The following is a 13153-nucleotide window of genomic DNA, read 5'->3' on the forward strand; positions in this document are numbered from 1 at the left end:
TCCCGGCGCGTTACCGGTTACCGGTCACAGCTCATCGGCCGCCTGCAGCCCCTTCTCCACCATATCCAGCAACCGCTGCCCGATCTGGTGTGCCTGCCCTGGCGACATCGCCACCATGCGCAGCGGCCCGTCGATGACCAGCATCGACAAGCCATGCACGGCGGACCACGCGAGGTATTCGGCGCCGGGACGGCGCGCAGCGGACAGCACGCCGGCCTCCATCATCCGGTCCAGCGCCGCGCCGAGCAGTTGGTAGGGGTTGAGGCCGCTGTCGCCCGCCTTGTCGGGGACCGGCACGCCTTCCAGTTCGTCCGGCACCGAGAATGCCGTGCGGAACAGGCCAGGCTCGGCGAGCGCGAACTGCATGTAGCCGGTGCCGACCGCGCGCAGGCTGGCGCGGGCGAAGTCCGCGGGCGGCGCGCGCTCGTCCAGCACGGCAAGCTCCGCCTCGATGGCTTGCGCCAGCGCCGCAAGCGCTGCGGCACGCACCGCTTGCAACAGGTCCTGGCGACTGGCGAAGTGCCGGTAGGCGGCGTTGGGCACGACCCCGGCGCGCCGGGTGGCCTCGCGCAGCACGACGGCATCCGGGCCCCCGTCACGCGCCTGTTCGATCCCGGCGTCGAGCAGCGCACGGCGCAGGTCGCCATGCCGGTAGGTGCTGCGGGGCGTTGGGATGGCAGGGGGGGGGGCTAGCGCCGCATCCGCGGGAACGGCGGGAACGGCAGTGCCGCCGGCGTCGGCCGAATCCGTTGAACTCGCAATGCGCGCGGTGCGCGGGATGCGCGGGATGCTTGAAGAGCGCTTTGCGCCAGTCATTTCCTCACCATGTGGACAGCGTCCATTTTCTTTACTATTGTAGTGGACAGTGTACACATGATTGAGCGAATCGGCGCCACGCCACCGCGCCCGCCCTTGGCTCAAGAAGCAAAGATGGTGAACACCTCCCTGCCCTCCCAGCCCGCGTCGCACCCTGGCAGCGAAGCCGAAGTGCGTGCCCTGGTCGACACCTGGGTCAACGCCATGCGCGCGAAAGACACCCTTGCCATGATGCGCAACTATGCTGAAGACGTGGTCATCTTCGATGTAGCGCCGCCCGTGCATTTGCGGAGCCTGGGTGCGCGCCACCGTTTGTTTTCGCAAGATCGCCGACCGATGGCTGGTGGTGCATGAGCACGCATCGATGCCGGTGAGTTTCAACCCCTGACGCGTATCAACCCTGTAAGTGGAAAGGAGACAAGATGCTAGTCCAACCCTATCTGTTCTTTGAAGGCCGTTGCGAGGAAGCGGCTGAGTTCTACAAGCGCGCCGTCGGCGCCGAGGTGGTCATGATGATGCGCTTCAAGGAGGCGCCCCCACCCGAGTCTCCCCCGCCCGAGGGCGCTTGCGCGCCCGCAGCCGGCACCGAAGAAAAGATCATGCACATGTCCATGCGCATCGGCGAGACTGTGGTGATGATGTCCGATGGCCGATGCACGGGCAAGCCCGATTTCCAGGGCTTCTCCCTGTCCGTGACCGTGCCCGATGTGGCCAGCGCCGACCGCGTGTTCAACGCCCTGGCCGAGGGCGGCCAGGTGATGATGCCGCTGGGCAAGACGTTCTACTCGCCCCGTTTTGGCATGACGGCCGACCGCTTCGGCTTGATGTGGATGGTCATCGTCCTGGAGTCCTGAGCCGCGCTGCATCAGACTGAGCTGAGCCAAGCCACGCCAGTCACGCCGGCGTGGCTTTTTCATTCCCCGTTATGTTGCATATTGTGTTTTTTATTGGCAAACTGTGGCAAAAACAATCCAAGCGCCCTCCGGCGCGCTTTTTACACAGGTGCCTCCATGTCTGCCTCTGCCCGCCGCCCCGTTCCCGAGCACGCCCGCGTCGTCATCATCGGCGGCGGCATCATTGGCTGCAGCGTGGCCTATCACCTCACCAAGCTGGGCTGGAATGACGTCGTCCTGCTCGAGCAGGGCCAGCTCTCGTGCGGCACCACCTGGCACGCGGCCGGGCTGGTGGGGCAGTTGCGCGCGCAGGAGAGCATGACCAAGCTGATCCGCTACTCCACGCGCCTGTACAGCGAGCTGGAAGCCGAAACCGGGCTGGGCACCGGCTGGAAGCAGTGCGGCTCGCTGTCGGTGGCACGCACCGCCGAGCGCATGACGCAGCTCAAGCGCACCGCGGCCGTGGCGCGCGCCTACGGCGTGGACTGCCAGGTCATCTCGGCGCGCGAAGCTGGCGAGCTATGGCCGGTGATGCGCACCGACGACCTGCAAGGCGCGGTGTGGCTGCCGGGCGATGGCAAGGCCAACCCCACCGACCTCACCCAGGCGCTGGCGCGCGGCGCGCGCACCCGGGGGGCGCTGATCGTGCAGGACACCAAGGTCACCGCCATTCATACCCGGGATGGCCGCGCCAGCGGCGTCAGCTGGCAAGACAAGGACGGCGCCCGCGGCATCATCGGCGCCGGGATCGTGGTCAATTGCGCTGGCCAGTGGGCCAGGCAGGTGGGCCGGCTGTGCGGCGTGACGGTGCCGCTGCATTCGGCCGAGCACTATTACATCGTCACCGAGCGCATCGCCGGCGTGCATCCCGACCTGCCGGTGATGCGCGACCCGGACGGCTTTATCTACTTCAAAGAGGAAGTAGGCGGGCTGGTCATGGGCGGCTTCGAGCCCAACGCCAAGCCCTGGGGCATGCAAGGCATTCCGGAGCCGTTCGAGTTCCAGCTGCTGCCCGACGACTGGGACCAGTTCGAGATCCTGATGCACAACGCGCTGCAGCGCGTGCCGGCGCTGGAAACGGCGCAGGTCAAGCAGTTCTACAACGGCCCGGAATCGTTCACGCCCGACAACAACTTCATCCTGGGCGAGGCGCCCGAGCTGCGCAACTTCTACGTGGGCGCGGGCTTCAACTCCATGGGCATCGCCTCCGCCGGCGGTGCAGGCATGGCGCTGGCCGAATGGATCGTCGCGGGCGAGCCCACCATGGATCTGTGGCCGGTCGACATCCGCCGCTTTGCCGGCTTCAACGGCAACCAAAGCTGGCTGCACGACCGCGTCAAGGAGACCCTGGGCCTGCACTACGCCATGCCCTGGCCCAACCGCGAGCTGGATACCGCGCGGCCCTTCCGCCGCTCGCCGCTGTATGCGCACCTGCGCGACGCCCGCGCCAACTTCGGCAGCAAGATGGGCTGGGAGCGGCCGAACTTCTTTGCGCCCGCTGGCCAGACGCCGGAGATCGGGTATGCCTTCGGGCAGCAGAACTGGCTGCCGTGGAGCGGCGCCGAACATCGTGCCTGCCGCGAGGGCGTGGCGCTGTTCGACATGAGCTCTTTCTCCAAGTACATCGTCAAGGGCGCCGACGCCGAGGCCGTGCTGCAGCAACTGATGAGCAACGACGTGGCCGTGCCCGCCGGCCAGAGCGTGTACACCGCGATGCTCAACGAGCGCGGCACCTATGAGTCGGACCTGACCGTGACCCGGCTGGCGCACGACCAATACCTGCTGGTGACCGGCTCGGCGCAGACCACGCGCGACTTCAACTACATCGAGCGGTTGATCCCCACTGACCAGCGCTGCGCCATCGTCGATGTCACCGGCCAGTACAGCGTGCTGGCGGTGATGGGCCCGCGCTCACGCGCGTTGCTGCAGAGCGTGTCGCGCGCGGATTTCTCCAACGATGCCTTCCCGTTCGGCAGCTCGCGCGAGATCGACCTGGGCTACGCCACGGTGCGGGCCACGCGCCTGACCTATGTGGGCGAACTCGGCTGGGAACTCTACGTGCCGGTGGAGTTTGCGGTGGGCGTCTACGAGATGCTGCAGGCCGCGGGCAAACCCCTTGGCCTGGCCAACGCCGGCTACTACGCCATTGAATCCTTGCGCATCGAAAAAGGCTACCGCGCCTGGAGCCGCGAGCTGACCACCGACATCAACCCCTTCGAGGCGGGGCTGTCCTTTGCCTGCAAGCTCGACAAGCCGATCCCGTTCCGTGGCCGCGAGGCACTGCTGAAACTGCGCGCGGCCGGCGGCGCGGCGCGGGTGAAGCGCCGCGTGGCCGTGGTGACGCTCGACGGCGCCAGCCAGGCCATGCTGTGGGGCGGCGAAGCCGTGCTGCGCACCGGCCCGGATGGCGGGGTGCGCCCGGCGGGCTTTGTCACCTCGGCGGCCTTCGGGCATACGCTGGGTTGCCCGGTGGGCATGGCACTGCTGCAACGCGAAGATGGCGCGGCCAATGCCGGGTGGATTGCCGAAGGGACGTATCACGTCGACCTGGCCGGCGAGCTGCTGCCCGCCACCGTGCACCTGCGCGCGCCCTACGACCCGACCAGCGCGAGGGCCAAGGCGTGATGCTGATCGGCGCCACCGCGCACTACGTCACGGCGGAACTGGACGAGGGGCTCATCATCGAGCAGGAAGTGTCGCGCGTGGACCATGCCATGGATGCGGACCAGCTGGCCGCCATCGGGCGCGACGTGGAATGCGTGGCGCTGGCACGTGCGGTGAAATGGCACGCGGAACACCGCGTGCTGCGCAGCGGGGGCCGGACGCTGGTGTTCCGATGAATGCCACGCCGAGCCGGCCCGCGGGGGTGCAATAACGGTAAAGCTCAGCCTTGCCTGCCGTCGGCGCCGGACGTGGCCGTTGCCTGGTTGGACTTCAGTGCGCAGGGCGTCTGCGCTTGCTGCTTTGCCTGCGCCTGCTTCTGGGCGCGCGCGCGTTCGATAACGGTCCAGTCCGGACCGGCCAAAGCGGGCAGCGAGGCGGCGAGGGTCGTGACGCTCAGCAGCGCCAGCACGATGGTTTTCATGATTTGTCTTGAGACAGAATTGGCAATGACAATGACAATGACAATGACGATGGCGATGGCGATGGCGATGGCGATGACATTGCGTGGAGGATCTTGATACTTGCCGGTCCGGCCGTGGGTGGAGGGGTCCCAGGGCCGGACCGGCAGCGCTGTATCAGGCGCTGGCCTGGCGGTTGTCCGCCGCACCATGCGCCGGCGGGGCCGACACACCGGTCAGGTCGCGCCCGGCGAGGTCCAGTGCCGCGGCTGCGCTGCCGTGTGCGCCGTCCGTGAACGAATCGCGGCGGTCGCCAACGCGGGCACCATCGGTGAAGGGGTCGCGGCGGTCGCCAACGCGGGCACCGTCGGTGAAGGGGTCGCGCTTGCCGTTGTGGAGTGCGTAGCCGTACTTGTCGCCGGCGTTGGTGCTATCTTTCGGACCCGTTGCACCGGCTTGCGTTGCGGCCAGGAGGCAGACACCGAAGGCGGCTGCGGAAACAAGGGTCGTGAAGCGCTTCTTATTCATGATTGCTGCTTAATTCCAGATTGGGCGGCACTTTCCACTGGGTGTGGAGCGGGATAGGCGGATTCTTGCGTCCCGCATGTCGTCTGTTTCGCCTTTTGATCTGCACCGCGTGTTCGATGCATTCGATGCGTCGAGCAGCGCGGTACAAGCACACAGTGTAGTCACGGCAGATCATTCCTGGGATGAATTAAACGTCTCACTTCCAGTCGAATTTTTCACAACAGAAAACCGCGCGAGTCGCGCATGAACGGTTGATGGGTCGCGGCACCACCACCATCGGCGCATGCAAAACCCGACTGGCCCGCGCGAATTTAAATCATGCTGTCCGCGCGTATGGCATGGGTACACTCTGCACGCCCTTCCCCTGGCCCCAGACTGCCATCACAAGAAACAGAACACTCCCGGCCGCCCCTGAATGACAGACTCTCCTCGCCCCGCACCGCTCCAGCCTCCCTCCCCTGAAGACATCCGCAAGCGCATCTACGCCATCGTTGCCGCATCCTCCGGCAATCTGGTCGAGTGGTTCGACTTCTACGTCTACGCGTTCTGCGCCATCTACTTCGCACCCTCGTTCTTCCCCAAGGCTGACCCCACGGCGCAACTGCTGAACACTGCCGGCGTCTTCGCCGCGGGCTTCCTGATGCGGCCGATCGGCGGCTGGCTGTTCGGGCGGATCGCGGACCGCCACGGGCGCAAGACCTCGATGCTGATCTCGGTGCTGATGATGTGCTTCGGCTCGCTGTTGATCGCCTGCCTGCCTACCTATCGCGCCATCGGCAACTGGGCGCCCGGGCTGCTGTTGCTGGCGCGGCTGCTGCAAGGCTTGTCGGTCGGCGGGGAATATGGCACCACGGCCACGTACATGAGCGAGATTGCGCTCAAGGGGCGGCGCGGGTTCTTCTCGTCGTTCCAGTACGTCACGCTGATCGGTGGCCAGTTGCTGGCGGTGCTGGTGGTGGTGGTGCTTCAGCAACTGCTGGACGAGGCGCAACTGCGGAGCTGGGGCTGGCGCGTTCCGTTTGTGATCGGCGCGCTCACCGCCGTGGTGGCACTGGCATTGCGCCGCACGCTGCGCGAAACGTCATCCGCGGCCGCGCGCGGCAACAAGGAGGCAGGCAGCCTCACCGCGCTGTTCCGGCATCACAAGGCGGCGTTCCTTACCGTACTGGGCTATACCGCCGGCGGCTCGCTGATCTTCTACACGTTCACCACGTATATGCAGAAGTACCTGGTGAACTCCGCCGGCATGTCCATCAAGACGGCAAGCACGGTGATGACCGGCTGCCTCTTTGTCTATATGTGCATGCAGCCGCTGTTTGGCGCATTGTCTGACCGCATTGGCCGGCGCAGCAATATGCTTGCCTTTGGCGCGCTGGGGACGGCTGCCACCGTGCCGCTCCTGAGCGCCCTGCAGATCGTCTCCAGCCCGCTCGCGGCCTTCGTGCTGATCTCTATCGCACTGGCAATCGTGAGTCTCTATACATCGATCAGCGGCATCGTGAAGGCGGAGATGTTTCCCCCGGAAGTACGCGCATTGGGCGTGGGGCTTGCGTACGCGATCTCCAATGCGATCTTTGGCGGCTCGGCCGAGTACGTGGCGCTGGCGCTGAAGTCAGCCGGCCATCAGTCGGCGTTCTACTGGTATGTGACGGCGATGATGGCGCTGGCGTTCGGGGTCAGCCTGCGCCTGCCGCGCCAGGCCAGGCACCTGCGCCACGAGTATTGAGGCGCCAGGACCGGACCACGGGCTTCGGTCAGGCGGCGCGATCCCAGGCCTGCAGTTGTTCGGCTGTGGCACCGGCGCCGCCGCAGACGATGACCAGCACGTCGCTCGCCGCCGTCACCGCGGCGGACTTGCGCTCCAGCGCGGCCAGCGCCGCGCCGCATGCCGGCTCCACCACGATCCGGTGCTCGGCCAAAAAGCGCAGGCACGCGCCCACCGCCTCCTTGTCCGTGACCACCTCGCTGACGATCGGATGCAGTTTTGCCCACTCGAGCGCTTTGGCGCAAGGGCTCTTGGCACCCAGCGAGGTCGCGATGCTCGTGATGGCGGGCAGCTCGACCTGCGCGCCGGCCGCCAGCGAGGCGGCGTAGGAATCCGCGCCAACGGTCTCGGCCGCGATGACGGGCACATCGTGCCAGCCATTGCGTTCCAGCCCGGCCAGCACGCCGCACAGCAAGCCGCCCCCGCCTACCGATAGCACCACCGCGCCCGGCTTGACGCCGGCGGCGGCCACCTCGTCGATCATCGTCGCATGGCCTTCCCACAGCAGGGGATCATCAAAGGGGTGGATAAATGCATACTCCGGGCGCATCAGCGAGAGCGCGTGATCGTTGGCCTCGCTCCACGCACGTCCGTGCACCACCAGTTCCGCGCCTTCCGCCGCGATACGCTCGCGCGCCGCGGCCGAGGTGGTCTCGGGCACGACGACGGTCACCGGCACGCCAAGCAGCCGCCCGCTGTAGGCGACGGCAATGCCCGCATTACCGCCCGACGAGCACACGAAGCGTTTTGCGCCCCACTCCTTGTAGGTCTGGCATGCATGGCCGACGCCGCGCGCCTTGAACGAGCCCGGGGGCTGCAAGGCCTCCATCTTGAACCACACCGAGCGCCCCAGCCGTGCCGAGTAGGACGTGGATCGCAGCAGCGGGGTGACGATGTGCAGGCTCACGGGCAGGGCTTTTTCAGCATGGGGCATGGTGGCGCTTCTTGGTTCTGGCATGAAGAACCTTGAATGTTAGAAGCCTGCCGCCTATGCGGTCAAATGCCAATCAATCCCGAAAGCTATACTTGCAAGGCATAGCAACATTCAGAGGGCAACCGGCAGAGCATGCGAAACATCGAAACGCGGCACTTGCGCTACTTCATCGCCGTCGCGGAAGAAGGCAGCATCATCGCGGCATCCCGGGCGCTGAACATCACGCAGCCGGCCTTGTCGCGGCAGATCCAGGATCTGGAGGGGGTGATCAGCGCCCCGTTGTTCGAGCGGCATGCCAAGGGCGTGCAACTCACCGATGCCGGCACCAGCTTGCTGCACGACGCGAAGCAGTCGCTGCTGCAGCTGGAACAGGCACGCGACCGGGCCTATCGCATTGCACAGGGCCAGACCGGCTCCTTTTCGCTGGGCATCATGCCCAGCTACCTGGCCTCGCCGGTGACGCTGGCGATTCTTGCGCACTTCCGGGAGCACAACCCGGAGATCCTGCTCTCCATCGAGCCGCTGTTGTCATTGCAGCAGGCACAGGCCATCCGCGGCGAAGAGCTGGACGGCGGCATCATGGCCTGGCGCACGCCGGACGATGCCAGCCTGAGCGGCATCGCCCTGTACCGGGAGCGCTTTGTGCTGGCCGTGCCGGCGCAGCATGTCTCGCCGGCGAAGCGCGCGCGGCGGCTGGCCGACATCGCCGGCGAACGCTTTGTGTGGTTCAACCGCGAGAAGTCGAGCGCGCAGCACAGCCTGCTGATTGCGGCGTGCGCCAAGGCCGGGTTCACACCGCATATCGTCCAGATCGGCACCGACACGCCAACCATCCTGGGGCTGGTCGCCGCCGGCATGGGCTGCGCGCTGGTGCCCGCCAGCTCACAGCTGCACGCGCCGCCCACCATCGCCTTCATCGCGCTGGCCGACCTGACCGATGGGGTCGATATCGAGTTCGTGTATTCGGCGGCGCACCGCTCGCCACGCGTGCAACGCTTTATCGAATCGGTCCGGCATGTCACCGGCACCAAGGCAAAGCGCGCACGCGGCAAGGCATAGGGATAGGGCCGCAGCCACTCAGTGTGCCTCGCTCATCCTGTGCTCTGCCTGTCCCGGAGGAATACAGATCGTCAAACGATCAGCTTTTGGCGTCGTTGCGCGAAAAAAACCTGACATCGTGGGGCTTTCGGCATGCGAGACGGTTTATCAGCCGTCACGGTAGTGGTCGCTACTACGCGTTCTCTTCGAACTCGCACATCTTCGCCGACGCGATAATGAAATGTTTGTCAAATTTCTGCGCAGCGGCACCGCAGCCTAGTCAGCACGGCTAGCACCGCTTCATAAGGGGACTTTGACGATAGCGGACACACCCTCGTCACATTCCGGAGCCACAAATGGCTGGGTTCACCGCACAATCAGTTTCAGTCCTGCAACAGCTTGGCGCAGTAACTGACGAAATAGGCACGCCGCAAACGCTGCCGCCCCCCTCAAGGGGCAGCGGTCTGCCGGTTTGACCTGTCTCCTGCAGGGAGGCGCTGTAAATAAAGAATCCCCCGAGGCTGCTATTCGGGGGAGATGCTTGATTTGTGGCGGTGGACGCTGAGCGCTGACGGCGTGTTCTTTTGCGGCCCCTTCTGCCGTTCCTTACATGCTGCCCTCAACCAGTCCATCGCGGCTGGTGTTTCTCGCGCCATCGGTAAATACGTCTCGTCTATCTGTGACTCTCGCCCCATCTGAATAGACATCGAACTTTGTGCTCCTCCCCCCATCTGAATATGGGTCTCGCGGCCCCGACACGCTGGCGCCGTCGGTGTAGACATCCCGCGCCCCGATGCCGGCATTGGCTACGCCGGCGCCAAGCGCCGCACCCGCCGCAGCGAGCAGTAAGACTGTTTTTACCATTTCTTTCACCTCCTTTTCAGGTGGTTGCAAGAACACCGAAACGTATTCCTTTTCGCTCCAGTGCCGCCGCTTTGTACGACTCCAATGTATGCGCTGAAGGCAAGCGCATGAATAAGGTCTTCTTCCGAAAAGGGGCTAGGGGATTGCCCTATTGGGCACGGCAGCCAAGGTCAACGATGTCACGCAGGCGCGTATATTGCGGCATGGCGACGAGAGCGATCCGTTCGCCCATACGCGACTGCGTGTGCTATCTGTCCTGAGCAATCTGCGAGCGATACGACGTCGACCGCAGCCGGATGCCAAGGGCCAACTGCGCCCGGATTCTGGCCGAAGACCCGAAACCCGACACGACAATGCGCGCGCTCATACGGAATCTGGCGTCCAACCCGGGCTGTATCTCATCGAATCCATCGGCTACGCTTACCGCACAGGGGAGTTCTGACGTAGATTCATAGGATGAATTCAATGGATCGTCGCAGCACTTCGCCTAGCACCCATTCGGGGCAAACTCGTGATTTGCCACAGGTGCATCGGACACCAGCTTTCGCAAGTAGTTTGTCATTGCGGCTAACGAGAAAACGGCTGGATGTGGCAGGGGCTGTCCCCAGGATTTGAAGCGAACCATGGTCATCATTCCGCGCAACTCGAGGCTTAGCCTCTTCGTTCGCACCGGACTTGTCGCATTGGCGTACTACGCAGGTGCAAAGCTGGGACTTGCTTATGCGGTAGTGGGCGGTGCGGTGTCTCTAGTGTGGCCGGCCAGCGGCATCGCCCTCGTTGCGCTGCTCGTTTTGGGCTTCGCCGTTGCCCCCGGCATCGCCATTGGCTCCGTTTTGGCCAACATGTCGGTGGGCGTGCCCCTACCAGTGGCCGCGGTGATTGGCCTCGGCGCGACGGCTGCAGCCTTGACGGCAACATTGTTGTTAAAGCGGGCTGCCCAATTCCAGCTCACCCTGGACCGCATCAAGGACGTGTTAGCTTTCGTCGTCCTGGCCGCGACAGTGAGCACGGCAGTGAGTGCGCTGATCGGTGCGACCGCCCTCTTTGCAGGGGGCTTGGTGTCAGTCACCGAGTACGGCACAGCCGTTCTGAAATGGTGGCTGGGTGACATGATGGGAGTGCTCGTGGTGRCCCCACCGCTGCTCAGCTTGCTCACGTATCCGAGCCCTGTCCGCTCCGCAAGGCAGGCCGTGGAAGCGTGCGGACTGACCATTGCGATCTTCTGGGTGAGTTACGTCATCTTCGGCGCCACCGAACTTGCCGGGCACAGCTACTATCCGGCAGCCCTGGCGATTTTTCCATTCACTATCTGGGCGGCTCTACGCTTCGATCACTTGGGCACCAGCCTCTCGACCTTGCTGATCTCAATCGTGGCCATCTGGGGCACCGCGAACGGCACCGGTCCCTTTGCCGCGGAATCTCCGGTGGATAGTCTCGTGAGATGGTGCGCCTTCGCGAATGTCGTGGCAGTAACCGGGCTGCTGCTGGTGGCGGCACATGCTCAGGCAAAGCGCATCCATAGCCTCCTGCTGGCATCCCATGTCGAGCTGGAGCGGCGGGTGCAAGAGCGAACCCAAGACTTAGAGCTGGCAAACAATGAGTTGAAGCAGGAGATGGCGCGACGTCGTCTCCTGGAAACGGAACTGATCCGAATCGGCGATCAGCAGCAGAGACTCATCGGCCGAGAACTGCATGACGGCCTCGGGCAGCACCTCACCAGTTTGGGTTTCTACTGCGCCACCTTGAATCAAGAGCTACAGATGCATAGCCATCCAGCCGCCGCGAAGGCGGCTACCATCGTCGAATTGGTGAAGCAGGCATCCTTGATGACTCGCAAGATTGCGCATGGCCTGGACCCGGTCGCCATGGAATCTGATGGCCTTACGGTCGCCTTGCAAGGGTTGGCACAGACGACTCGCTCACTGAACGGCATAGGCTGCACGCTCCGCATCGAGTCAAATGTGGACTTACTGGATCCGCCGATGCAGATTAACCTTTACCGTGCGGCACAGGAAGCCGTCAATAACGCGCTGAAATATAGCCAGGGCCGCCACATTTGGATCGACCTGGAGCACGAAGGCGGAATGCAGAGGCTTTCCATCAGTGACGACGGGATGGGGGTCGATCTGGAACAAATGGAGCGCGCCTCGGGACTGGGACTTCACAACCTGCGCCACCGGGCGAACCTCCTGGGCGGCTCTTGCATGGTCACCCGCAATGCTTTGGGCGGCACCACGGTTGCCATCAGCTATCCGATACCGGAGAGTCCAGGACATGGAAGGGAAGCCATCTAGCCTGGGCCGCGCGACTCAGATCCTGATCGTGGATGACCACCCCATCATCCGGGATGGCTTAACCCACTTGCTGAATCTGCATGAGGATCTGCACGTCTGCTGTGCGGCCGGCAGTGCCGAAGACGCTCTGGCGGCGATGGCCTGCCAGCCTGACATGGCCATTGTGGACCTCAGTCTGCACTCGAACTCCGGCATGGATCTTGTCAAAACGCTCCGGCAACACTATCCAGAGCTGGCCATCCTCATCCTCAGCATGCATGACGAAACCCTGTTTGCCGAACGCGCGCTGCGGGCTGGAGCAAACGGCTACCTGATGAAACTCGAGGCCACAGAGCATATTATGAACGCCATTCGCGAGGTGCTGGCGGGCAATATCTACCTGAGCGCCGCAATGCATGAAAGGTTGGCGCGGACTCTGACGGCTCCCCAGAAAATTCCGGCGGGCTCAATCGCGAGCCTTTCGGAACGGGAGTTCGAGGTCCTGCACCTGATCGGACTCGGCTTCAGCACCCGCGAGATCGCCGAGAAACTGAGTCGGAGCGTCAAGACCATCGAGGCACATCAGGCCAACATCAGGGAAAAGCTGGACATTCCTAGCGGCAAGGAGCTGACGCGCTTCGCCATTCAATGGATCGAGAGCCAATAGGGCGGAGCCCACCGCATATCGTCCAGATCGGCACCGACACGCCAACCATCCTGGGGCTGGTCGCCGCCGGCATGGGCTGCGCGCTGGTGCCCGCCAGCTCACAGCTGCACGCGCCGCCCACCATCGCCTTCATCGCGCTGGCCGACCTGGCCGATGAGGTCGATATCGAGTTCGTGTATTCGGCGGCGCGCCGCTCGCCACGCGTGCAGCGCTTTATCGAATCGGTCCGGCACGTCACCGGCACCAAGGCAAAGCGCGCACGCGGCAAGGCATAGGCATAGGCATAGGCATAGGCATAGGGATAGGGATAGGG

At 64.3% G+C, this 13153-nt stretch carries 13 protein-coding genes and 1 pseudogene; 10 read left to right on the forward strand and 4 right to left on the reverse strand.

What is annotated here, in order from left to right; genetic code table 11:
- Positions 1–24: 24 nt before the first annotated feature.
- Positions 25–816 (reverse strand): TetR/AcrR family transcriptional regulator, encoded by a 792-nt coding sequence (locus AC1DQR_RS22735; RefSeq protein ID WP_477133845.1) that lies wholly within the window; start codon positions 814–816, stop codon positions 25–27.
- Positions 817–873: 57 nt separating this feature from the next.
- Here AC1DQR_RS22735 and AC1DQR_RS22740 point away from each other — a divergent pair, with 57 nt between their 5' ends.
- The 5 genes and pseudogenes from AC1DQR_RS22740 to AC1DQR_RS22760 form a co-directional block, all read left to right on the forward strand.
- Entirely contained in the window at positions 874–1170 is a 297-nt protein-coding gene (locus AC1DQR_RS22740; RefSeq protein WP_416053380.1) for a Cif family virulence factor, read from the forward strand.
- Positions 1142–1204, forward strand: coding sequence for a hypothetical protein (locus tag AC1DQR_RS22745; protein WP_416053303.1), 63 nt, complete (start codon positions 1142–1144; stop codon positions 1202–1204). The genes AC1DQR_RS22740 and AC1DQR_RS22745 overlap by 29 nt, the downstream gene beginning before the upstream one ends.
- Positions 1205–1238: 34 nt before the next feature.
- On the forward strand, positions 1239–1670 hold the full coding sequence (locus AC1DQR_RS22750; protein ID WP_416050747.1) for a VOC family protein: 432 nt from the start codon (positions 1239–1241) through the stop codon (positions 1668–1670).
- A gap of 156 nt (positions 1671–1826) precedes the next feature.
- The gene (locus AC1DQR_RS22755; RefSeq protein WP_416050748.1) at positions 1827–4334 is read left to right on the forward strand and encodes a GcvT family protein; all 2508 of its coding nucleotides are present in this window, start codon (positions 1827–1829) and stop codon (positions 4332–4334) included.
- Positions 4313–4549, forward strand: a pseudogene (locus AC1DQR_RS22760) (formyltransferase family protein); the annotation flags it as partial. The gene AC1DQR_RS22755 and the pseudogene AC1DQR_RS22760, both read left to right, overlap by 22 nt.
- Positions 4550–4593: 44 nt before the next feature.
- Here the strand turns inward: AC1DQR_RS22760 and AC1DQR_RS22765 are convergent.
- Both AC1DQR_RS22765 and AC1DQR_RS22770 read right to left on the reverse strand, forming a co-directional pair.
- A complete protein-coding gene (locus AC1DQR_RS22765; RefSeq protein WP_416050749.1) occupies positions 4594–4794 on the reverse strand; it encodes a hypothetical protein in 201 nt (66 codons plus the stop codon).
- Between the two features lie 154 nt (positions 4795–4948).
- Positions 4949–5299: a hypothetical protein gene (locus AC1DQR_RS22770; protein ID WP_174424641.1), complete on the reverse strand. Its 351-nt coding sequence runs from the start codon at positions 5297–5299 to the stop codon at positions 4949–4951.
- Between the two features lie 415 nt (positions 5300–5714).
- Here AC1DQR_RS22770 and AC1DQR_RS22775 point away from each other — a divergent pair, with 415 nt between their 5' ends.
- Positions 5715–7025 carry an MFS family transporter gene (locus AC1DQR_RS22775; RefSeq protein WP_416050750.1) on the forward strand — a complete coding sequence of 437 codons (1311 nt, stop codon included), beginning with the start codon at positions 5715–5717 and terminating at the stop codon, positions 7023–7025.
- 28 nt (positions 7026–7053) lie between these two features.
- Here AC1DQR_RS22775 and AC1DQR_RS22780 read toward each other — a convergent pair whose 3' ends face one another.
- The gene (locus AC1DQR_RS22780; RefSeq protein WP_416053304.1) at positions 7054–7971 is read right to left on the reverse strand and encodes a pyridoxal-phosphate dependent enzyme; all 918 of its coding nucleotides are present in this window, start codon (positions 7969–7971) and stop codon (positions 7054–7056) included.
- Positions 7972–8130: 159 nt separating this feature from the next.
- Between AC1DQR_RS22780 and AC1DQR_RS22785 the strand changes: the two genes are divergently transcribed.
- The 4 genes from AC1DQR_RS22785 to AC1DQR_RS22800 all read left to right on the forward strand — a co-directional run bounded on the left by AC1DQR_RS22785 (position 8131) and on the right by AC1DQR_RS22800 (position 13115).
- On the forward strand, positions 8131–9057 hold the full coding sequence (locus tag AC1DQR_RS22785) for a LysR family transcriptional regulator (protein WP_416050751.1): 927 nt from the start codon (positions 8131–8133) through the stop codon (positions 9055–9057).
- Positions 9058–10523: 1466 nt separating this feature from the next.
- Positions 10524–12194: an MASE1 domain-containing protein gene (locus AC1DQR_RS22790; protein WP_477133846.1), complete on the forward strand. Its 1671-nt coding sequence runs from the start codon at positions 10524–10526 to the stop codon at positions 12192–12194.
- On the forward strand, positions 12175–12840 hold the full coding sequence (locus AC1DQR_RS22795) for a response regulator (protein ID WP_416050753.1): 666 nt from the start codon (positions 12175–12177) through the stop codon (positions 12838–12840). The genes AC1DQR_RS22790 and AC1DQR_RS22795 overlap by 20 nt, the downstream gene beginning before the upstream one ends.
- Entirely contained in the window at positions 12822–13115 is a 294-nt protein-coding gene (locus AC1DQR_RS22800; protein ID WP_416050754.1) for a LysR substrate-binding domain-containing protein, read from the forward strand. The genes AC1DQR_RS22795 and AC1DQR_RS22800 overlap by 19 nt, the downstream gene beginning before the upstream one ends.
- The last annotated feature ends 38 nt before the right edge of the window (positions 13116–13153 follow it).

Source organism: Cupriavidus sp. 05L411, assembly GCF_056398045.1.